Source organism: Massilia horti (assembly GCF_004614195.1).
Classification (GTDB): Bacteria; Pseudomonadota; Gammaproteobacteria; order Burkholderiales; family Burkholderiaceae_D; genus Telluria; species Telluria horti.
In genome coordinates this window covers 1-19,678 of the sequence record NZ_SPUM01000008.1, presented here as the reverse complement: position 1 = coordinate 19,678, position 19,678 = coordinate 1, and the positions used below count along the sequence as shown (strand labels likewise).

The 19,678-nt window shown below is 65.0% G+C and carries 21 protein-coding genes; 17 read left to right on the top strand and 4 right to left on the bottom strand.

Annotation, left to right across the window (positions count from 1 at the left end; translation table 11 throughout):
- Nucleotides 1-217 precede the first annotated feature (217 nt).
- The 7 genes from E4O92_RS01510 (at nucleotide 218) to E4O92_RS01480 (ending at nucleotide 4,488) form a co-directional block, all read left to right on the top strand.
- Nucleotides 218-799: an RNA polymerase sigma factor gene (locus tag E4O92_RS01510; RefSeq protein ID WP_229482893.1), complete on the top strand. Its 582-nt coding sequence runs from the start codon at nucleotides 218-220 to the stop codon at nucleotides 797-799.
- A 9-nt stretch (nucleotides 800-808) separates the two neighbouring features.
- Nucleotides 809-1,312 (top strand): hypothetical protein, encoded by a 504-nt coding sequence (locus tag E4O92_RS01505; protein WP_135187980.1) that lies wholly within the window; start codon nucleotides 809-811, stop codon nucleotides 1,310-1,312.
- Nucleotides 1,313-1,331: 19 nt separating this feature from the next.
- On the top strand, nucleotides 1,332-2,150 hold the full coding sequence (locus E4O92_RS01500) for a hypothetical protein (RefSeq protein ID WP_135187979.1): 819 nt from the start codon (nucleotides 1,332-1,334) through the stop codon (nucleotides 2,148-2,150).
- A 61-nt stretch (nucleotides 2,151-2,211) separates the two neighbouring features.
- Nucleotides 2,212-2,985, top strand: a complete 774-nt coding sequence (locus E4O92_RS01495) for a hypothetical protein (RefSeq protein ID WP_135187978.1) — start codon at nucleotides 2,212-2,214, stop codon at nucleotides 2,983-2,985.
- A gap of 10 nt (nucleotides 2,986-2,995) precedes the next feature.
- Nucleotides 2,996-3,841, top strand: coding sequence for a hypothetical protein (locus tag E4O92_RS01490; RefSeq protein ID WP_135187977.1), 846 nt, complete (start codon nucleotides 2,996-2,998; stop codon nucleotides 3,839-3,841).
- Nucleotides 3,842-3,943: 102 nt separating this feature from the next.
- Complete coding sequence (locus tag E4O92_RS01485; RefSeq protein ID WP_135187976.1) at nucleotides 3,944-4,210, top strand: CCDC90 family protein; 267 nt, start codon at nucleotides 3,944-3,946, stop codon at nucleotides 4,208-4,210.
- Between the two features lie 35 nt (nucleotides 4,211-4,245).
- Nucleotides 4,246-4,488 carry a hypothetical protein gene (locus E4O92_RS01480; protein WP_135187975.1) on the top strand — a complete coding sequence of 81 codons (243 nt, stop codon included), beginning with the start codon at nucleotides 4,246-4,248 and terminating at the stop codon, nucleotides 4,486-4,488.
- A 12-nt stretch (nucleotides 4,489-4,500) separates the two neighbouring features.
- On the opposite strand, the gene lolA is transcribed toward E4O92_RS01480, so the two are convergent.
- Entirely contained in the window at nucleotides 4,501-5,136 is a 636-nt protein-coding gene (gene lolA / locus E4O92_RS01475; RefSeq protein WP_135187974.1) for an outer membrane lipoprotein chaperone LolA, read from the bottom strand.
- A gap of 11 nt (nucleotides 5,137-5,147) precedes the next feature.
- Nucleotides 5,148-7,562 carry a DNA translocase FtsK gene (locus E4O92_RS01470; protein ID WP_135187973.1) on the bottom strand — a complete coding sequence of 805 codons (2,415 nt, stop codon included), beginning with the start codon at nucleotides 7,560-7,562 and terminating at the stop codon, nucleotides 5,148-5,150.
- 188 nt (nucleotides 7,563-7,750) lie between these two features.
- Here E4O92_RS01470 and trxB point away from each other — a divergent pair, with 188 nt between their 5' ends.
- The 3 genes from trxB to E4O92_RS01455 all read left to right on the top strand — a co-directional run bounded on the left by trxB (nucleotide 7,751) and on the right by E4O92_RS01455 (nucleotide 10,207).
- Nucleotides 7,751-8,707 (top strand): thioredoxin-disulfide reductase, encoded by a 957-nt coding sequence (gene trxB, locus E4O92_RS01465; RefSeq protein WP_135187972.1) that lies wholly within the window; start codon nucleotides 7,751-7,753, stop codon nucleotides 8,705-8,707.
- A gap of 11 nt (nucleotides 8,708-8,718) precedes the next feature.
- Entirely contained in the window at nucleotides 8,719-9,387 is a 669-nt protein-coding gene (locus E4O92_RS01460; protein WP_135187971.1) for a Smr/MutS family protein, read from the top strand.
- A 214-nt stretch (nucleotides 9,388-9,601) separates the two neighbouring features.
- Nucleotides 9,602-10,207 carry a trimeric intracellular cation channel family protein gene (locus E4O92_RS01455; protein WP_135187970.1) on the top strand — a complete coding sequence of 202 codons (606 nt, stop codon included), beginning with the start codon at nucleotides 9,602-9,604 and terminating at the stop codon, nucleotides 10,205-10,207.
- A gap of 159 nt (nucleotides 10,208-10,366) precedes the next feature.
- Here the strand turns inward: E4O92_RS01455 and E4O92_RS01450 are convergent, their stop codons facing one another.
- Nucleotides 10,367-11,299, bottom strand: coding sequence for a LysR substrate-binding domain-containing protein (locus tag E4O92_RS01450; protein ID WP_229482891.1), 933 nt, complete (start codon nucleotides 11,297-11,299; stop codon nucleotides 10,367-10,369).
- 163 nt (nucleotides 11,300-11,462) lie between these two features.
- On the opposite strand from E4O92_RS01450, the gene E4O92_RS01445 reads away from it, so the two are divergent.
- The 7 genes from E4O92_RS01445 to E4O92_RS25295 all read left to right on the top strand — a co-directional run bounded on the left by E4O92_RS01445 (nucleotide 11,463) and on the right by E4O92_RS25295 (nucleotide 18,363).
- Nucleotides 11,463-12,071 (top strand): DUF4286 family protein, encoded by a 609-nt coding sequence (locus E4O92_RS01445; RefSeq protein WP_135187968.1) that lies wholly within the window; start codon nucleotides 11,463-11,465, stop codon nucleotides 12,069-12,071.
- 15 nt (nucleotides 12,072-12,086) lie between these two features.
- Nucleotides 12,087-12,947, top strand: a complete 861-nt coding sequence (locus E4O92_RS01440) for an alpha/beta fold hydrolase (RefSeq protein ID WP_135187967.1) — start codon at nucleotides 12,087-12,089, stop codon at nucleotides 12,945-12,947.
- On the top strand, nucleotides 12,944-14,218 hold the full coding sequence (locus tag E4O92_RS01435) for a cation:dicarboxylate symporter family transporter (protein WP_135187966.1): 1,275 nt from the start codon (nucleotides 12,944-12,946) through the stop codon (nucleotides 14,216-14,218). The genes E4O92_RS01440 and E4O92_RS01435 overlap by 4 nt, the downstream gene beginning before the upstream one ends.
- On the top strand, nucleotides 14,215-14,778 hold the full coding sequence (locus tag E4O92_RS01430; protein ID WP_135187965.1) for a carboxymuconolactone decarboxylase family protein: 564 nt from the start codon (nucleotides 14,215-14,217) through the stop codon (nucleotides 14,776-14,778). Before E4O92_RS01435 ends, E4O92_RS01430 begins: the two co-directional genes overlap by 4 nt.
- Nucleotides 14,779-14,790: 12 nt before the next feature.
- Nucleotides 14,791-15,654 carry an alpha/beta fold hydrolase gene (locus E4O92_RS01425; RefSeq protein WP_135187964.1) on the top strand — a complete coding sequence of 288 codons (864 nt, stop codon included), beginning with the start codon at nucleotides 14,791-14,793 and terminating at the stop codon, nucleotides 15,652-15,654.
- Between the two features lie 79 nt (nucleotides 15,655-15,733).
- On the top strand, nucleotides 15,734-16,720 hold the full coding sequence (locus tag E4O92_RS01420; RefSeq protein ID WP_135187963.1) for a porin: 987 nt from the start codon (nucleotides 15,734-15,736) through the stop codon (nucleotides 16,718-16,720).
- 47 nt (nucleotides 16,721-16,767) lie between these two features.
- Nucleotides 16,768-18,363 (top strand): methyl-accepting chemotaxis protein, encoded by a 1,596-nt coding sequence (locus E4O92_RS25295; protein ID WP_135187962.1) that lies wholly within the window; start codon nucleotides 16,768-16,770, stop codon nucleotides 18,361-18,363.
- Nucleotides 18,364-18,643: 280 nt separating this feature from the next.
- Here the strand turns inward: E4O92_RS25295 and E4O92_RS01410 are convergent.
- The coding region (locus E4O92_RS01410; protein WP_229482889.1) for an acetate kinase at nucleotides 18,644-19,678 on the bottom strand (1,035 nt) is incomplete at its 5' end.

Sequence of the window (19,678 nt, the reverse complement as noted above, 5' to 3'; positions counted from 1 at the left end):
GGTAAGGCGGGATGCGTGTGCAAGCGTAGGGTTCATTGGCGTGTACTGTTGTGCAAGGCGCTAGTGTAGCCGATGCGCGCCTTGGCCGCCGGTGCTCGCGCTCACGGAGCCTGCGTGCCTTGTGGGCACGCAAACCGTCGCCGCTCGATAGTAGCAAGCGGGTTGGAACTTTCTGGCAACATGTTGCGAATATAGAAAAAGACCCACCGAATTCATCGTGACCGAACCCGACGACAATCAACTGCTAAGAGCGATCCGCCAGGGCGACGCGGCCGCGTTCCAGAGCCTGTACTGGCGCCATCGTTCCGGCCTGTACAGCTTCGCGCTGCTGCACTGCGGCGCGCCGGACGTAGCGGCGGACGTGGTCCAGGACGTCTTCATGGGTCTGCTGAACGACAGCTACGCCTTCGATCCACTCAGGGGCATGCTGGCCAACTTCCTGTACGGGGTCGCTCGCAACCTGGTCCTGCGCCACGCGCGCCAGAACGAGCGCTGGGTGCAGCCGGACGAGGACGAAGACGGCGACTCGGTCGTGGAGCCGGTCAATGAAGCCGCCGGCCCGCTGGCCAAGGTGCTGGACATTGAAGCGACCGAGCATTTGCAGCGCGCACTCAGCCAACTGGCGCCGCACTACCGTGACGTGCTGATCCTGTTCGAGCTGCATGAACTGTCGTACCAGGAAATTGCCGGAATCTGCCAACTGGAAATCGGCACCGTGCGCTCGCGCCTGTCGCGGGGCCGGGCGGCCTTATCGAAGGCGCTGACGCCGTACCGGGCACTTGATCTGAACACCGCTTAGGACATGCATATGGAACCCATCGATCTGAACGAACACCGCGAGCAAAAGAATGGCCGCGCGCCCGAATGGGCAGCCGCGCGCCGTGCGCTGGGCCATGCGGTCCCACCGGACAAGGTGGAAGCGCAACTGATGCAGGCATTCGCCCGGCGCCATCCGAAACAGCCGTGGTACCGCCGCTGGTCGCAGTGCATGCTCACGCCCTGGGTCAGCGTCGGCGCCATGGGATGCATGCTGGCGATCGCGGTCGCGGCCCTGCATCCGGCCGGGCCGCTGCAACCGCGCCAGCAGCGCGTCGTGGCGGCGGTGGCGGACGATGGCTTCCTGATGCTGGCCTCCGCCGATCGCATCCAGTCGGCCGCGCATCCCCAGCTGAAACAGGCCGATTTGCCGCGCCAGTTGCTGGTCCAGCTTGGGATTCCGATTGCGAACGACGCGCCTGATGAACTGATCCATGCAGAAGTGCTGCTGGCCGACACGGGCGAGCCGCTGGCGATCAGGTTGGCCGTGAATTAAACCCTTACTGGAGCTTTCCATGAAACACATGTTCCTGTCAGCCTCGCTTGCGCTGGTCGTGCTGGCGCCTTTGGCCCAAGCGCAAGAGTCAGGCAGCCTGGTGCTCACCGAGCGCGAGCCGACGGAGGTAATGCTGCTGCGGGTCAGTGCGACGTCACGTTGCCAGCAGGCTTGTGTCGTGCGCGGCGCCCCCTACTCGGCCGAGCGGGTTACTGAATCGGTGCAGGTGCTGACCGATGGCAACCGAATCGTCCAACGCAGTACCGAGCAACTGTATCGCGACACCGACGGGCGCAGCCGCGTCGAGTCAGAATGGCAAGGCAAGCCGCTGGTACAGATTCAGGATCCGATCCAGAACATGAGCTACCGGCTCTACCCCGATGACAAGACCGGCTTGAAGATGGCAATGGGTCAGCCGGCACCGGCAAACAACACTGCCCTTACCGCCCCGCCACCGGCAAACGGGGTGGCGTCCGCGGCCGCCACCAAGGTTGCCGAGCAATTGGCGCCGGCATTGAACAGAACAGTCACGTCAGCCGACGGCCAGCGTATCGAGCTGCGTTCGCTCGGCACGCGGCAAATGGAAGGCTTGACGGTCGAGGGATCGCTTCAGACCACAACCATTCCGGCCGGGAAGGTCGGCAATACCCAGCCCATCGTGTGGACGGTCGAGAGCTGGCTGTCGCGCGACCTGAAACTGACCCTGTACTCCAAGCTCACAGACCCGCGCCATGGCGAACGCGTGACGCGCGTGCAGTACGTGCGCCGCAGCGATCCACCAGCCTACCTCTTTTCAGCACCAGCCGACTACACGGTCCAGGAAATCGCGCGACCGTAGTTGGCTCACTCAACCCGATCTTCAAGACAATCGCTTTGACACAAACGAAAGGAACGACCCCATGAAAGTCTCCGCCGGCCTGTTTAGATTGCTGCTTGCATCCCAAGTCCTTCCGTGGGCAATCGGCCCTGTCCACGCGCAGACGGACAATTCCCAAAAGTTCGAGGACGAGTCCGATGGAAGAAAGATGCAAATGGAGTATGGCCAGGCTTTCAGATACGCATCCCTCAAACTGGCCTACTCGATGGAACAAGTGACCGAAAAAAACCAGAACCTGGCCGACGGCAATCAAATCAAGAAAAGGGAGTCAAGCATGCGCTACCGCGACCAGAACGGCCGAGTGCGCATGTCATACAAAACGCTCTATGGCAACGAGCGCATCTTCATCGCCGACCCCTGGGCCAAGGTTGCCTACCTGATCCGACCGGATCGCAAGGATGTCCTGCGCATCAAGGGCGAGCCACTGGCGTATCGCATACCCGCTGACTACCTGGCGTCTCCAATTCGCGCCCCCGAATGGAACAAGCGAGTGACAACCTCCCTGGGCCTCAAGGAAATCGCGGGTGTGAAGGCGGTCGGCGCCCTGACCGAGACCTTCTTCCCGGCCGGCTCCCGTGGCAACGACAAGGAATTGGTCGAGACAAGTGAGACTTGGGCGTCGAATGAACTGCCCATCGGGTCCATATATTCGCGCAACGTCAGTATGCGTGGAGAGGAGCTAACCACGCACATCGAGAACCTCAAGTTCGGCGACGTCCAGGATTCCTTGTTCACCGTTCCGTCTGACTATCCGGTTCGAACCATTGTTCTCAATGGGGCGCCAGCCGAGCAATGAGCGCGGCTTGATGGGCAAGCGCAATTCGGTCAAACGCCGGGCAGTCGTGCTGCTGTCCGGCGGCATACTGTGCAACCTGGCGGACGCGCAAGAGATTGATTCCGCCAGCGCATCCGAAACGCCGGTGGTCACCATCACCGGCAATTTCTCCAGCGACCTGCGGCCTTATTCCCGCTATTTGCCCGGGATCCGCGAATTTGAGCAGTATCACCAATTGGCCCCGGCCGCCGAACTGCGATTCTGCATGGTGACCGGCTCGTTTCCGATGAAGCCGCTGCGGCTAACCAAAGCCAGGCTGGAGAAAGGCTTTTTGTGGAACGCATGGAGCGAAGACCTTCCCGTCCAGGAGGACGGCTGGTTCACGATATCCGAATCGGAAGAAGCCGAACGTCGCAATGCCAATGTCGTGGTTTCCCGGCGCAACGCCGCGTCCGCGAGATGGGTGATCGACGTGCATACACCCGGCCTGCCGCCACAGGTCTATCGGCTGGGCGACTTGCGCCTGGAATGCCGTGTCTATCTCGCCATCGAGTGGGCGGTATGGCACGGCAGGCTGGTGATGGGACGCGAGCGGGATGACGTCAATACTCCGCCGATGGACGCGGCGTGCAGCGGGCAGCGGTGGGTCTTCGTCAATACCCGGCCGTGGCCGCGCCTGCAGGCCTACGTGCTGAGCGAAGGCAAACGCATGGTGCGCCACGAGCTGAACGGCTTGCGCATCAATATAACATCCTTCTCGCTGGACCTTTCGCAGGACGAAGGCTCACCGCTCTGGTCCGATGATGCCAGGGTCGAATTCGTGTTCTTCGATGACAGCCACTGGGTAGGAAAGCCGGTCAAGGCCCCCGGGCCGTGATGTTGGAGGCAAGCGCCGCCATTGATGAATCGGATATCGGAGCGCATGCACGGCGCCGAAAATGCCAAGTACCGATTATCATGAGACAGGAACGGGCGCCAAATGGCTGACATGCACTTCGACACGCAAAAAATGGTGGAGCGGCTGGAGGGAGCGGGAGTACCTTCGCCTCAAGCGCGGGCGCACAGCGCCGGGTTGGCAGAGGTTGTCAACGCATTCGAAGCAACAATCACCGAACGTTTCGCGTCAAAACAAGACCTCGAAAAGCTGAAGACCCAGCTCATTGCATGGGTCGTCTCGGTCGTCGTTTCTGTCGGCATCCTGCAAACTACGCTAATTGTCGCGCTCGTTCTCAAACTGCTCCCTTAAGGACTGTTCGAAGCTAGGCTGGAGGAAAGCTCCTTATGGAAACCTCGACGAAGATTATCGAACGCTGCGCAAGCAAGGAAGACATCGAAGACGTCCGGGAATGCATCAAAAAGTTGAACAAACGCACCGACGAGTTGGAAATGCGCATAGAGTTATTGGAAACGCACATTGACATCCACTTCGCCGAGATGAAGAGCGAGATGATTCGCTGGGTGGGCACCGTCGGCATTTTGCAGATGGCCCTGATTTCCGCCCTCGCGCTCAAGCTCGCCTCCTGAGCGTCGATTCCGCTACTGATTCAGAACGTCGGCGCCCTTCGGAATCTCGAACTTGAACTGCTGCGGCGACAGCGGCGGGTTGCGCTGGAAGTTGTGGAACTTGAGGATCGACGTCTGGCCAAAGGTATCCTTCAGCTCCATCGCCTGCGGAATGCCGTCGCGCAGGCCGATGCCGATCTGCTCGAAGCTGGTGTCCTTACTCTTTGGCACCGCATTCAGCCATTCCAGGCCGTCGCGCGTGCCCGCTTCGGACAGCGTGAAGTTCTTCTCCAGATCGTTACTGCCGAACAGGATCGCGGCCGGCGACGAGCCGAGCGCATTGCCCAGCTTCCTGACCGTTACCTGGTTCAGGTCCTTGTCGTAGATGTAGAGATGCTCGCCGTCGGCCTGCAGCACCTGGTCGTACGGCTTGGTGTACGTCCAGATGAACTTGCCGGGGCGCGCGAACACGAAGGTGCCCGAGGAAACCGGCGGCGCCTTGCCGGTGCCGGTCTTGCGCAACTGCTGCTGGGTAAAGTCCCCGCGCGCCGATTTGGTGTCGGCCACAAAGGCCTTGAATTGATCCAGCGCGCTGGCCTGCGCCGCGCCCGCGAAGGCCGTTGACGCCACCGCCAGCGCGGCGCCAAAAATTTTCAATTTCAACGTCATCGGATTTCCTTTTATTCTGCGCTGGCGGCCGGCACCAGGATGTCACGGTTGCCGTTCGACTGCATGCTCGAAACGACCCCGCTCTGCTCCATCTGCTCCAGCAGGCGCGCCGCGCGGTTGTAACCGATGCGCAGGTGACGCTGCACCAGCGAGATCGAGGCGCGGCGGTTCTTGAGCACCACCTGCACCGCCTGGTCGTACAGCGCGTCCGACTCGCCGCCGCCTTCGCCGGCCGCCGCGCCGTCCGCGCCGCCGCCCTCTTCCAGCGTGCCGCCTTCGAGAATGCCCTCAATATAGTTCGGTTCACCCAGCGTGTGGAGATGTTTTACAACTCGATGCACTTCGTCATCCGACACGAACGCCCCGTGCACGCGGATCGGCAGGCCGGTACCCGGCGGCATGTAGAGCATGTCGCCCATGCCGAGCAGGGTTTCCGCCCCCATCTGGTCGAGAATCGTGCGCGAGTCGATCTTGGACGACACCTGGAACGCGATGCGGGTCGGGATGTTGGCCTTGATCAGGCCGGTGATCACGTCCACCGACGGCCGCTGCGTCGCCAGGATCAGGTGAATGCCCGCGGCACGCGCCTTCTGCGCGATACGCGCGATCAGTTCCTCCACCTTCTTACCCACGACCATCATCAAGTCGGCCAGCTCGTCGATGATGATCACGATGGTCGGCAGTTTTTCCAGCGGCTCCGGGTTCTCGGGATTGATCGAGAACGGGTTCGGGATATGCTCCTCGCGCTTGGTCGCCTCCAGAATCTTGGCGTTATAGCCGGCCAGGTTGCGCACACCGAGCTTGCTCATCAGCTTGTAGCGGCGCTCCATCTCGTTGACCGCCCAGTTCAGTGCATGGCCGGCCTGGCGCATGTCGGTCACCACCGGCGCCAGCAGGTGCGGAATGCCCTCGTAGACCGACATCTCCAGCATCTTCGGGTCGATCAGGATCAGGCGCACGTCCTGCGGGTTGGCCTTGTACAGCAGCGACAGGATGGTGGCGTTGATGCCCACCGACTTACCGGAACCGGTGGTACCCGCCACCAGCAGGTGCGGCATCTTGGCCAGGTCGGCGATCACCGGCTTGCCGGCGATGTCCTTGCCCAGCGCCACGGTCAGGCTCGACGCGCTGTCGTTGTAGACCTTCGAGCCCAGAATCTCGGTCAGGCGCACGATCTGGCGCTTCGGATTGGGCAGCTCGAGCGCCATGTAATTCTTGCCGGGGATGGTCTCGACCACCCGGATCGACGTGAGCGACAGCGAGCGCGCCAGGTCGCGCGCCAGGTTGACGATCTGGCTGCCCTTCACGCCGGTCGCCGGCTCGATCTCATAGCGCGTCACGACCGGGCCCGGATAGGCGGCCACGACCTTGACCTCGACCCCGAAGTCGGACAGCTTCTTCTCGATCAGGCGGCTGGTGAACTCGAGCGTTTCGACGGCCACCGTCTCCTGGGCCGGCGGCGCCTCGTCCAGCAGCGCCAGCGGCGGCAGGGTGGAATCGGACGGCAGGTCCCGGAACAGCGGCGCCTGCTTCTCCTTCTCTACCCGTTCGGACTTGGGCACGGACACCATCGGCGCCTCGATCTTGAACGGCGACGCGGCCGGAACCGGCAGCGGTGCTGCCCCCGGCTGGTCCAGCTGCGGCTCGGCCTTTGGCGGCGGTGGCGGATGCTTCTCGACGAATTTGGCGCGCTCGTGCACCACCACCTCGTCGCGCTTGACGGCGGCGACCTCGCCCTGGCGGCGGTCTTCGCGGTCTTCCATGCGCAGGCGGAACCAGTCGATGGTGGTCTCGGCCATTTCGCCGATCCGCTCGGCCACCGCCAGCCACGACACATGGAAGAACAGCGAAAAGCCGAGCCCGAACAGCATCAAGAGCAGCAGCGTGGCGCCGGTAAAGCCGAATGCGACGTTGGCCGCGTGGCCGATCACCTGACCCAGCACGCCGCCGGGCGCGCGCGGCAGTTCGACGCGCAGCGACCACATGCGCAGGTATTCGAGCCCGACGCTACCGGCAAGCATGAGCACGAAGCCGACCCAGCGGATGATCATTTCATGCTGGTGTTCCGGCTCCTCGTCGGCCTGCGGCGCGAAGCGCTTGCTCAGCCGGCTATATCCCTTCCAGATATAGCGCAAAAAGCACACGCACCACCACCAGGCCGAAAACCCGAAGATAAACAGCATCAGGTCGGACAGCCAGGCCCCGGCCTTGCCGCCCAGATTGGCGATCTTCGGCACCACGCTTTCGTGCGAAAACCCGGGATCGGCACGGTGATAGCTCAGCAGGATCAGCACCAGGTACACAAATACGACGGCCAGCGCAATCCAGCGCGCCTCCGACAGAAGGCGCACGAGCCGACTCGGCAGCGGCTGGCGGCTGCTGCCCTGATTGCGGGAATATGACTTGGGTTCGCTATTTTTGCTCATGCTGGTTGAAACGATACTGCCTGGAACTTTGTTTCGCAATCCGCCCATTCTAAGCGATATATTGCCACGCGGGCCCATCATTCATGCTCGTGCGCATCATCGTCTATAATCCGGTATCGATTGACCGGGCCTTGATTCTTGCGCTGGCGGCCCCAGTTTCCCAATTTCCCTTTCATTCCCAGTTCCCCATGACGACTAAAAAACACGCCAAAGTCTTGATCCTCGGTTCCGGCCCGGCCGGCTACAGCGCCGCCGTCTACGCTGCCCGCGCCAACCTGAACCCGATGCTGGTCACCGGCGTCGAGCAAGGCGGCCAGCTCATGACCACCACCGATGTCGAGAACTGGCCTGGCGACCCGATGGGAGTGCAAGGTCCGGACCTGATGCAGCGCCTGCTGCAGCACGCCGAACGCTTCAAGACCGAGATCGTGTTCGACCACATCCACACGACCTTCCTGAATGAAAAGCCGATTCGCCTCTTGGGCGACTCGCACGAGTTCACCTGCGACACCCTGATCATCGCCACCGGCGCCTCGGCCCAGTACCTGGGCCTGCCGTCCGAGCAGGCATTCATGGGCAGGGGCGTGTCGGCCTGCGCCACCTGCGACGGCTTCTTCTACCGTAACCAGGAAGTGGCGGTCATCGGCGGCGGCAACACCGCGGTCGAGGAAGCCCTGTACCTGTCGAACATCGCCTCCAAGGTCACCCTGATCCACCGCCGCGACAAATTCCGCGCCGAGCCGATCCTGGTCGACCGCGTCATGGCCAAGGTCGCCGAGGGCAAGATTGTGCTGGAACTGAACCACGTGCTCGACGAAGTCGTGGGCGACGACAGCGGCGTGACGGGCGTGAAGATCAAATCGATCCTGAACAACGAAACCCGGCAGGTAACCGTGCACGGCCTGTTCGTGGCGATCGGCCACAAGCCGAACACCTCGATCTTCGAGGGCCAGCTCGACATGCACAACGGCTACATCAAGACCCGCAGCGGCCTGGAAGGCATGGCCACCGCCACCAGCGTGCCGGGCGTGTTTGCCGCCGGCGACGTACAGGACCACGTGTACCGCCAGGCGATCACCAGCGCCGGCACCGGTTGCATGGCCGCGCTTGACGCCCAGCGCTACCTGGAGGCGCTGGAAGGCTGAACGGGCTGCGGATGGCGGGCATGAAAGATTTTGCTGACCTGAAATCCTTGCGCGACCAGCTTAAGGAAGAAGAGCGCGTGCGCGCCATCGAAGAGGCCCAGCGCGCCAAGCGGGAACGCGTCGCGCGCGAGCGGGCCGTGGAATTTCGCAGCGCGATGAAGGACGTCACCAAGCTGCCGGAATCGGACCGCTACGTGCACCGCCCGCCCCCGCCGCCGCCCCGACAGCAGGAATCGAAGGCAAGGCCGCTCACGCCCGAAGAGGAAACCGCGGCTGTGCTGCGCGAATCGCTGTCGGACCTGTTCGACGTCGACGGCCTGCTCGACGAAGACCCGTCGCTGAGCTACGCGCGCGACGGCGTCGGTCCGGACGTGGTCAAGAAGATGCGCAAGCGCCACTGGCCGGTGCAGGACGAACTCGACCTGCACGGCATGACCCGCGACGAAGCCCGCGACGCGCTGACCGACTTCCTGCACCGCGCCAACCGGCGCGGCGTGCGCTGCGTGCGCGTGATCCACGGCGTCGGCTACGGCTCGGCCGGCGGCGAGCCGGTACTGCGCGGCATGGTGCACAGCTGGCTGGTGCAAAAGAACGAGGTGGTCGCCTTCTGCGTGGCCGGCCGCGCCGACGGCGGCCACGGCGCCCTCATCGTCCTGCTCAAGCCAGCGCTCGACTACTAACCGAATCGGGCCGTACGCTGACCGGCGTAGGGTGCGCACCTGTGCGCACGCGGTACGGTTGAGCAGAGTTTGCGTCCGAATGCGGTCCGCGTGAAGCAGCCGCAGCCGGAGCCGCAGGTCAGCATGCCGTGACCGCGTGCGCACAGGTGCACACCCTACGCGACAGCCCCACGTCATGTTAGGCTAGCAATATTGCCCCACAACCTACATTTGCATGACCCTCATCAAGTTCATCGAAATCATCGCGATCCTGGTCGGCGCCTTCTCGGGCTTTATTGAAGCGCGCCGCAAACGGATGGACATGGTCGGGGTCTTCACGGTCGCCTTCATCACCGCGTTCGGCGGCGGTACGCTGCGCGACATCCTGCTCGACCGGCGTCCGCTGTTCTGGGTCACGCACCAGGAATACGCGATCCTGATCTTCGTGCTCGCGCTGGTGGCCACGCCGCTGATCCGCACGGTGCGCCAAATCGTATCCGAACGCCTGATCGTGATCGCCGACGCAATCGGACTGGGGATGTTTTCAGTGGTCGGCGTGGCCGCGGCACTGGACGCGCACATGCCGATCTTTATCGCCTCGATGATGGGCGTGATCACCGGGATCTTCGGCGGCGTTTTGCGCGACATCGTCTGCAACGAGGTGCCGATGGTGTTCAGGGACGGCAAGCCCTACGCGATCTGCGCCTTCCTCGGCAACTGGCTGTTCCTGGCGATGAAGCACTACCATTTCCCACACGATCTCGCTATTTGGTGGAGCGCGGTCTTCATCAGCGGACTGCGTCTGGTCACCTGGCGCTTCGACCTGCGGCTGGGGCGCTAAAGTCGCTGCGTGGTTTTCGTAGGGTGCGCACCTGTGCGCACGCGGTTCGCAAACGTGGTGTAGTGGAGCGACAGCCGTAAGTCGGCACACCGTGACCGCGTGCGCACGGGGTGCGCACCCTACGAACGCGCGCAGCACGCGTTCAATTCGGAACAGCCTCTAAGGCACATCGCCCACCCACACCCCTTCCCCATGCCAGTCGTCGCCATGGAAGATGCGGTGCAGCTTCCCATGTACCAGCTTGCGCAGCTCGGCCACCAGCTGGGATGACTGCCGCTCGCGCAGGGTCGCGATGGTGAGCACGGAACGGATCGCCGGCCGCTCCACCGGCCGCACCACCAGTTCGCCGCGCGCCACCTCCTCGTGCATCGCGCCATAGGTGAACAGCGAATAGCCATAGCCCCGGCTGACCAGGGTCTTGGTCAGCGCCACACTGTCCACTTCCAGCACCACGCGCAGGCGGCAGCCATTCTCGGCGGCCACCTGCTCCACCAGCCGCCGGTTGCTGTGCGGCGCTCCAGGCAGGATCAGCGGCAGGCCCGACAACTCGTGCAGCCGCACCGGCGCCCCGCGCCCGCCGACCGTTCCCGGCTCCGGCGGCCCAACCAGCAGCATCGATTCACTGAACACCGGCTGCACCTCCAGCGCCTCCAAAGGCGCCGGGTTGTACATCACCGCCAGGTCGACCCGGCGGTCGAGCACCCATTCCTGCAGCGACACCGACAGGCCCTCGCGCAGGTGCAGGTGCACGCGCGGGAAGTCGCGCCGGAAGCGCTCCACCAGCGCTGGCCCGAGCGAGAGCATCACCGCCGGCGGCAGCCCGACCGACAGATGGCCGCTGACGCTGTCGCCCGCGGCGCGCACCTGTTCGCTGGTCTGGCGCACGAAGTGGGTGATCAGTTCCGCCCGTTCGAGCAGCGTGGCGCCGGCGCTGGTCAGCTTGACCCCGCGTCCGTGGCGCGCGAACAGCGTCACCCCCAATTCCTCTTCCAGCTTGCCGATCTGGCGGCTCAACGCCGGCTGCGCAATGAACAGCTCAGCCGCAGCGCGACTGAAGCTGCCGGCGCGCGCCACGTGAATAAACGAGCGCAATTCTCGGATATCGATCGTTCTTTCCTTGTGAAAATGTTATTGCAACAGCAAAGGTATGCCACAACGGCATAGCTTCCCATCAATTAAAGGTAATTGTCAACAACAGGTGCTCTGCTTACCATCGCCACTTTCTTTGTAGCAATGGTTTAAACCAGGCAGAACAATGAGCGACAAGCAAGCGGTGTTGATGGTGCTGATGGAGCCGCCGGCAACCCACGAAGACGAATTTAACGACTGGTACGACACCGAGCATTTCCCGCAGCGCTGCGCCCTGCCCGGCTTCGCCTCCGGTTCACGCTGGGTCTGCCTGGACGGCTGGCCGCGCTGGCTCGCCCACTACGACCTCGAATCGGTCGACGTTCTCGCCAGCGACGCGTACCGCGCGGTCTCAGGACCCAACTCGACACCCTGGAGCCGCCGTATGCTGGCGCGCGCGATCGGGCGCTGCCGCATCGTCGCGCACGCGTCTGGCATGGCCGCCGGCCCGCTTGCCACGACCGCAGCAGCGCGCCTGCTTCTGGCCGGGTACCAAACCAGTTCGCCGGCGCACGCCCATGAGCTGGCCGTGGCCGCCGCCACCACCTTGCGCGTCCATCCGCACCATCTGGATACGCGCGTGTACCTCGAACAGCGCGACGCCGGCGTGACGGTATGGTCCGTGACCCTGTTCCGGGCCGTGGTCCACAACCCCGAACTGGCGGCGCTGGCCGGCTGCATCCACGGCGTCGGCGCCACCACCTTCAACCTCTACGGCCGGTACCACCGCGCCTGACGCCGGAGCCCGAACATGCCTGTTCCCGATCGCCTCCCGCGCGCAACCGGCTTTTTGCTGGAGCTGCCCGATGCCGCCCCAATCCACTGCCGCATCGACGGCCGTCCCGGCGCCCCCTGGCTGGTGTTCAGCAACTCACATGCCACCGACCTCACCCTTTGGGATGAGCAGGTAGCGGCGTTCGGCGCCGACTACAGCATCCTGCGTTACGACCAGCGCGGCCACGGCGCCACCCCGTGCGATCCCGTGCGCCCGTGGACCTTCGACACCCTGGCCGACGACTTGGCAGGCCTGCTCGCCGCGCTGGGCATCGAGAACGCCACGCTGGCCGGGGTGTCGATGGGCGCCGTCACCGCACTTCGGTGCGCCGCGCGCCATCCGCAGCGCGTGTCTCGCGTCGTTGCGAGCGACGGCCAGTGGGCCGCGCCTGCCAGCGCCGCCGCCACCTGGCAGGCGCGCATCGAACTGGTCGAACGCGAAGGCATGGGCGCAATCGTCAAGCCCACGCTGGCGCGCTGGTTCCGGCCGGATTTCGCCGAGCGCCTGCCGCAGGCATGCGCGCAGGTGGCGCGGATGATCGGCGACACCCCTGCCGCCGGCTACATCGGCTGCGCCCGCGCGATGCAGGCCTACGACTTTTCCGCCGACTATCCACGCCTGGCGCTGCCGGTGCTGTACCTGGTCGGCGCCGAGGACGGACTTCTACCCGCGGTGATGGAACAGATGCATGCCGCCACCCCGCACTCGCAATTTGCCCGCATCGCCGACGCCGGGCACCTGCCCAACATCGAACAGAGCGCGCGGTTTAACGCCGCGTTGGCGACGTTCCTGGCCCAGCACCGGCAACCCCAAGCAGAACTTCGAAAAGACAGATGAAACACCTCAAAAAACTGCACGTCCAGGTGATCCTGGCCCTGCTGCTCGCCGTTGCGCTCGGCCTGGGCGCGCCGCAGACCGCCATGGCCATGAAGCCGCTCGGCCAGGGCTTCATCGCGCTGCTCAAGATGCTGCTGGCGCCGATCGTGTTCTGCACTGTGGTGCACGGCATCGCGCATGCGCGCGACCTGGGCCGGCTGGGCCGCCTGGGCTTCAAGACCCTGGTCTATTTCGAAGTGGTCAGCACGCTGGCGATGGCGGTCGGCTTCGTGCTGGTTAACGTGTTCGAGCCCGGCGCCGGCCTGCACGCGACCAACCTGGCAGAACCCGAACCGATCGCGCGCGCCGCCACGGCCGCCGGCGAGGGACTGACCTTCGCCAATTTCGCGCTCGGCATGATCCCGCACACGCTGGTCGACGCCTTCGCCCGGGGCGACATCCTGCAGGTGCTGGTGGTGTCGATCCTGGCCGGCATTGCGCTCAACCAGGCGGTCGGCGCGGACTCGGTGATCCTGCGCGGGATCGACGAGGGCCAAAAGGTGCTCTTCAAGATCCTCGGCTACATCATGCGCCTGGCCCCGATCGGCGCGTTCGGCGCCATGGCGGCCGCGGTCGGTAGCTACGGCGGCACCACCCTGCTGTACCTGATGAAACTGGTGGTGCTGTACTACGCGGCCTCGCTGTTCTTCGTGTTCGTCGTGCTCGGCGCGATCTGCTGGTACGCGGGCTTTTCGCTGATGGCGATCCTGCGGCTGATCAAGGACGAACTGCTGCTGGTGCTGGGCACCGCGTCCGGCGAAGTCGCGTTCCCGCGCCTGGTGGTCAAGCTCAAGAACGCCGGCTGCGACGAGATGGTGGTCGGCTTCGTGCTCCCGGCCGGCTACAGCTTCAACCTCGACGGCACGTCGATCTACATGGCGATCGCCATCGGCTTCATCGCGCAGGCCACCGACACCCCGTTCTCGCTGATGCAGCAGGTGGGGATGCTGGCGGTCCTGATGCTCACCTCCAAGGGCGGCACCACCGTGGCCGGCGGCGCCTTCATCAAGCTGGCGGCGACGCTGCAGACGCTGCGCCAACTGCCGCTCGGCGGCCTGGGCCTGCTGTTCGGTATCGACCGCCTGCTGGCCACCGCCACCGCCACCGTCAACATGGTCGGCAACGTCGTCGCCGTGTTCGCGCTGGCCAGGTGGGAAGGCGGGTTCGACCAGGAGCGCTACCGCGCCGCCATCGCCGACGCGGAGAAACCATCCCCGGAGAAGACCACATGAAACGCATTCCCGACCTCGATCCGGCGACTCTCTCGGAAGAACAAAAACGCATCTACGACGAAATCGCGAGCGGCCCGCGCAAGGGAGTGCGCGGCCCACTGGCCGTGTGGCTGCGCCGCCCTGGCCTGGCTGCCACCGCGCAGGCACTTGGCCGCTACTGCCGCTACGAGACCTCGCTGCCGCCGCGCCTGTCCGAACTGGCGATCCTGATCCTCGGCCGGGCCTGGAGCGCCGACTACGAATGGGCGGCGCACAAGCCGATCGCGCTGGCCGCGGGTTTGCCGGTGGCCGTGGTCGACGCGATCCGTGACCGCCGCCCGCCTCCGTTCGAGGCGGCCGACGAGGCGCTGGTGTACGAGTTCATGACCACCCTGCATGCCGAGCACACGATTCCCGACGCGCTGTACCAGCGCGCCGGCGCCCTGCTCGGCCTGGACGGCGTGATCGACCTGGTCGGCATCGCCGGCTACTACACCCTGATCTCGATGACGATCAAGGCCTTCGACCTGATGCCCGCGGACGGTTCACCGCGTGAAATGACCGAACCTGAGCAACTGTAAAAGGAGACTTACATGAAGAAACGATGGTTGTGCGCGGCGCTGTTCGCGCTCTTGGGCGGCTGCGCCTCCGTACCCGGCGACACCGCGCAGGCCGTGCCAAACGCGACGGCAGCGCAGACGCGCACGATGGTCGACGGCCGCATCGAAGTGTATGCCCAGGGCTCCGGCCCGCTGGTGGTGATGCTGCCCTCGCGCGGGCGCGGCGCCGAGGACTTCTTCGAGCTGGCGCCGTATTTCGTCAAGGCCGGCTACCGGGTGGTGATGCCGCAGCCGCGCGGCATCGGCAAGACCACGGGCGCGATGAAGGACATCACCCTGCATGACCTGGCCAACGACACCGCCGCCGTGATCCGCAGCGAAGGCGGCAAGCCGGCGCTGGTGGTCGGCCACGCGTTCGGCAACTGGGTCGCGCGCATGACCGGCGTCGACCATCCGGAGCTGGTGCGCGGCGTGGTGATCGTGGCCGCCGCCGCCAAGAAGTACCCGGCCGGCCTGTCCGAGCACGTGGACCGTAGCGCCGAACTGTCGCTGCCTGACGCCGAGCGCCTCAAATCGATCCAGTACGCGTTCTTCGCGCCCGGCCACGACGCCAAGGTCTGGCTGCACGGCTGGTATCCGGAAGTGAGCGAGAGCCAGCGCATGGCCGGCAAGGCCACCAAGCAGTCCGAATGGTGGTCCGGCGGCGCCAAGCCGCTGCTCGACCTGCAGGCCGAAAACGACCTGTTCAAGCCGGTGGAGACGCGCGGCGAGATCCGCGACGAATTCGGCGAGCGCGTGACCGTCAAGGTGATCCCGAACGCCGGCCACGCGCTGGTGCCGGAGCAGCCGGCGGCGGTGGCCGAGGCGATCATCAGCTGGGATCGCGGCCTGAAGTAAAGCATTGGGGCGGATGCGGGCATCTTCCCGTATCCGCTGTTGGAACGAGACACACAAGCAGTCAACAAGCAGGTAAGAAATGAGCAAGAAAGTATCCATCGCGGCGATCCTCGCCGGTGTCGCCGGCATCGCCTCGGCCCAAACCAACGTCACGGTGTACGGCATCCTCGACACCGGCCTCGCGGTCAGCAACGGCGGCCCGAACGGGCAGCAAGTCTCGGTCGCCAACGGCGTATCGACCAACAGCCGCCTCGGCTTCAAGGGCACCGAGAAACTCAACAACGACCTGTCGGTCAATTTTGTGCTGGAAGCCGCGATCGCGGTCGACACCGGCGGCACCGACAAGGACAACCTGCTGTTCGGCCGCGAATCGTGGGTCGGCCTGCAGAGTAAAAAGCTGGGCATGATCGCCATTGGCCGCCAGTACACGCCGATCTACAAGACCCTGACCGCACTCGACCCGTTCGCCAACAACTTCGGCGGCGCCGCGGGGCGCCTGATGAAGGCGGAGACCGGCGGCACCCGCGCCAGCAACACCGTGACCTACAGCTCACCGGTGATGGGTGGCTTCGACACCAAACTGTTCTACGCGGCCGGCGAGCAGCCCGGCGACACCGCCAAGGCGCGCCAGCTCGCGGCGTCCGTCGGTTACGAGAGCGGGCGGCTAGCGCTGCGTGTGGCGCATCACCAGACCAACAACGCGACCGCCACCGACAGCTCGGGCACCACGCTGTACATGGCCAAATACGACTTTGGCGTGGCCATCGGCAGCATCGGCTACGGCGTCAGCCACGGCATGAAGACCACCGACGAACGCGACCTGCTGCTAGGCGTAACCGTTCCGCTGGGCCCGCACAAGTTCATGGCCAACTACATCCGCAAGAACGACCGCGCAACCAGCACAGACTTCGATGCCAACCAGGTAGCCATGGCCTACGCCTACAGCCTGTCCAAGCGCACCGCCCTGTACGCCGCGTACGCACGCCTGGACAACATCCGTTTCACGACCACCAAATTCGGCACCGGCCCGCGCGAATTTGACATGGGCATCCGCCACTCCTTCTGACGACCCACCGCGCGGGGCCCCGTTCCCCGCGCCTGCCGAAAAAGACCATGAAACTGTTTTACGATCTGCGCATCGCCCACAAGCTGATGGTGGCGTTCGGCGTCGTGCTCGCCCTGAGCACGGCGCTCGGCGTCTTTTCTCTGTTTGAACTGGCCAAGGTAAACGAGGCAGCGGTCGATATCGAGCAGAAGTGGATGCCGAGCCTGCGCGCCATCCTGGAGATGAAGGCTGCGACCGGGCGCCACCGCTCGGTGGTCCTGCAGACCATCATCGCCGACGACGAAGCCAAGATGGACCAGTACCAGAAGCGCATGGGCGACTTCGCCGGCGAATTCGAACGCAACCGTGCCGATCTCGAAAAGCACCTCAGCTCACCGGCAGGGCGCCAGGCCCACGAGCAGTTGCGCGCGCTTTGGTCGCGCTATCTGACGGAAAGCGACAAGCTGGTCGCGCTCGCGCGCGAGCACCGCGGCGCCGAGGCTGTGGCAGCGAGCCGCGGCGAATCGTCGCGCCTGGCCACCGCGGTGCACGAGCAGATCGGCAAACTGGTCGAACTGGATCTGGCCGGTTCGTCCGCCGCGGTCAAGGCTGCCGATGCCAACTACACCAACTCTCGCCTGGCCATGATCGTCGGCCTGGCCGCAATGCTCGTGCTCGGCGTGCTGCTGGCCAGGACCTTGGCGCTGCTGGTGTCGCGCCCGCTGGCGCGCGCGGTCGAGGTGGCGCAGGCGGTCGCGCGCGGCGACCTGACCCGGCACGTCGAGCCCGAGTCCAGGGACGAGGTCGGCCAGCTGCTGGGCGCCCTGCAGCACATGAACGCCAGCTTGCAGCGCATCGTCGGCGAGGTGCGCGGCGGCGCGCACTCAATCGCCACCGCATCGGACCAGCTGGCAGCGGGCAACCAGGAGCTGTCGGCACGCACCGAGGAGCAGGCCAGCTCACTCGAAGAAACCGCCGCCTCGATGGAGCAACTGACCGGCACTGTGCGCCAGAACGCGGACAACGCGCACGAGGCGGCGCGCCTGACCGGCACCGTCAGCGAAGTGGCCGCCAAAGGCGGCGCGGCAGTGGCGGAAGTAGTCGACACGATGCGCCGCATCGACGAAGCGGCGCGCCAGATCGCCTCGATCACGGGCGTGGTCGACGGCATCGCCTTCCAGACCAACATCCTGGCGCTCAACGCTGCGGTGGAAGCAGCGCGCGCGGGCGAACAGGGGCGCGGCTTTGCGGTCGTGGCGGGTGAAGTGCGCAACCTGGCCCAGCGCTCCGCGGCGGCCGCGCGCGAGATCAAGACCCTGATCGACGAATCGGTGGCCAAGGTCGGGGCCGGCAGCCGGCTGGCCGAACAGGCCGGGGCCACGATGGACGAACTGGTGGGAGTGGTGCGCCATGCGTCCGACCTCGTCAACGAGATCGGCGCGTCCAGCCGCGAACAGAGCGCCGGGATCGAAGAAGTCAACCATGCCGTGGTCCAGATGGACCAGATGACGCAGCAGAACGCCGCCCTGGTCGAAGAGGCGGCATCGGCCTCGGAAGCGCTGCAGCAGCAGGCCCAGCACCTGTCAAACGCGGTCAGCGTGTTCGTGCTGGCCGCCGATCCGCACGTCGCCGCACCGGCACAGCTGCCGCGCCTGCTGAGCTGAATCGACGTAGGGTGCGCACCTGTGCGCACGCGGTACGTTTGAACTGAGTTGCGGTTCGCGTGGCTCACGTCAACGTCAACACGGGCGCTAAGATCCGCGTGCGCAAATGTGCTGACTCGGCGTAGGGTGCGCACCTGTGCGCACGCGGTACGTGTGAACTGAGTTGTCGTTCGCGTGGCTCACGGTCAACGCCAACACTGTGCTAACGTCCGCGTGCGCACAGGTGCGCACCCTACGAACTCACGGTCAACGTCAACACGGTGCTAACGTCCCTCCCGGATCAAAAGGTCATCGGCAGCCGCACACTGAGGGTCACATCGGGCGTGTCGCGGGTCAGCCCGGTGCCCACCGACACATTCAGCGAGTGCCGGCTCGACAACCGGTACGAATAACCGACCAGGAACGTACCGAGCTGCGTGCGCACCGATCCCGGCACCTTCACGCCGTCCTGGACGGTCTGGCCGATCGAGCTGTGGTCGTAGCCGAGGCTGAGCGCGGCTTTCTCGTTGAGCGCCAGCCCCATCCCGAAGTTGAAGCCGATAATGTCGCCGGGCTTAATGTCCCCGAGCAGCTCGCGTTCGCCGGCCTGCACCGCGCGGCTGACATGTCTGCGCTTGAAGTTGTGCAGGTAACTGACGCCGCCGAAGAACACCGCCGGATCGGAGGCGAACAGCCAGGTCAGGCTCGGTTGCAACGAATAGAAACCGGAGCCGGTGGGCAGTGCCAAAGGCATGCCGGTGCCGTTCACGCCGTCGCCGACGCAGCGCTGCTGGCAGTCGGTGACCACGTCGAACGGGTCGCGTCCGGTGCGCGACTTCGCGCGCAGGCCAGCCACGTAGTAGGCGCCGCCGGTCCCCTTGTTCAGCTGGTAGCGGGCTGCCAGTTCGGCGTCGCCGACATGTCTGCCGCTGGTGTTGAACACCCGGTCGACGGAGGTGCCGGTGAGGATTTCGCGGCTCACCGCGGAGTCGGACCGATAGACGTAGGGCACCCGCAGCTCCACCTCGAGCCGGTTGGTGAGCCCGGTGCGCAGCGCCAGCGCGCCGGTGAACGTATTACGGCGCACTTCGCGCACGTCGACCAGCCCGACCAGGAGCGCCGGGATGACCGTATAACCGACCAGGGCGACCCGGTTGCTCGACGAATAGCCGAACTGGAGCGACGGCTCCACGACGAAGGTGCCGCGCGGCGTGAGCACGCCTGGCTGCTCGAACAGGGGCGCGACCTCGGGTGGACGCTGGTCGCTTGCCGGCGGCTGCCCGACCGCTGCCGGGGCGCCCTCTGGGGCGGCCTGCGGATCGGCAGCGGCCACCGT

What these genes read in the sequence shown, in the direction of transcription:
- E4O92_RS01430 (WP_135187965.1), top strand. Translation starts at nt 14,215, where the DNA reads ATGAAACGCATTCCCGACCTCGATCCGGCGACTCTCTCGGAAGAACAA.
- E4O92_RS01505 (WP_135187980.1), top strand. Translation starts at nt 809, where the DNA reads ATGGAACCCATCGATCTGAACGAACACCGCGAGCAAAAGAATGGCCGC.
- E4O92_RS01490 (WP_135187977.1), top strand. Translation starts at nt 2,996, where the DNA reads ATGGGCAAGCGCAATTCGGTCAAACGCCGGGCAGTCGTGCTGCTGTCC.
- E4O92_RS01480 (WP_135187975.1), top strand. Translation starts at nt 4,246, where the DNA reads ATGGAAACCTCGACGAAGATTATCGAACGCTGCGCAAGCAAGGAAGAC.
- E4O92_RS01500 (WP_135187979.1), top strand. Translation starts at nt 1,332, where the DNA reads ATGAAACACATGTTCCTGTCAGCCTCGCTTGCGCTGGTCGTGCTGGCG.
- E4O92_RS25295 (WP_135187962.1), top strand. Translation starts at nt 16,768, where the DNA reads ATGAAACTGTTTTACGATCTGCGCATCGCCCACAAGCTGATGGTGGCG.
- E4O92_RS01455 (WP_135187970.1), top strand. Translation starts at nt 9,602, where the DNA reads ATGACCCTCATCAAGTTCATCGAAATCATCGCGATCCTGGTCGGCGCC.
- E4O92_RS01440 (WP_135187967.1), top strand. Translation starts at nt 12,087, where the DNA reads ATGCCTGTTCCCGATCGCCTCCCGCGCGCAACCGGCTTTTTGCTGGAG.
- trxB (WP_135187972.1), top strand. Translation starts at nt 7,751, where the DNA reads ATGACGACTAAAAAACACGCCAAAGTCTTGATCCTCGGTTCCGGCCCG.
- E4O92_RS01435 (WP_135187966.1), top strand. Translation starts at nt 12,944, where the DNA reads ATGAAACACCTCAAAAAACTGCACGTCCAGGTGATCCTGGCCCTGCTG.
- E4O92_RS01445 (WP_135187968.1), top strand. Translation starts at nt 11,463, where the DNA reads ATGAGCGACAAGCAAGCGGTGTTGATGGTGCTGATGGAGCCGCCGGCA.
- E4O92_RS01460 (WP_135187971.1), top strand. Translation starts at nt 8,719, where the DNA reads ATGGCGGGCATGAAAGATTTTGCTGACCTGAAATCCTTGCGCGACCAG.
- E4O92_RS01485 (WP_135187976.1), top strand. Translation starts at nt 3,944, where the DNA reads ATGGCTGACATGCACTTCGACACGCAAAAAATGGTGGAGCGGCTGGAG.
- E4O92_RS01470 (WP_135187973.1), bottom strand. Translation starts at nt 7,562, where the DNA reads ATGAGCAAAAATAGCGAACCCAAGTCATATTCCCGCAATCAGGGCAGC.
- E4O92_RS01425 (WP_135187964.1), top strand. Translation starts at nt 14,791, where the DNA reads ATGAAGAAACGATGGTTGTGCGCGGCGCTGTTCGCGCTCTTGGGCGGC.
- E4O92_RS01420 (WP_135187963.1), top strand. Translation starts at nt 15,734, where the DNA reads ATGAGCAAGAAAGTATCCATCGCGGCGATCCTCGCCGGTGTCGCCGGC.
- E4O92_RS01495 (WP_135187978.1), top strand. Translation starts at nt 2,212, where the DNA reads ATGAAAGTCTCCGCCGGCCTGTTTAGATTGCTGCTTGCATCCCAAGTC.
- lolA (WP_135187974.1), bottom strand. Translation starts at nt 5,136, where the DNA reads ATGACGTTGAAATTGAAAATTTTTGGCGCCGCGCTGGCGGTGGCGTCA.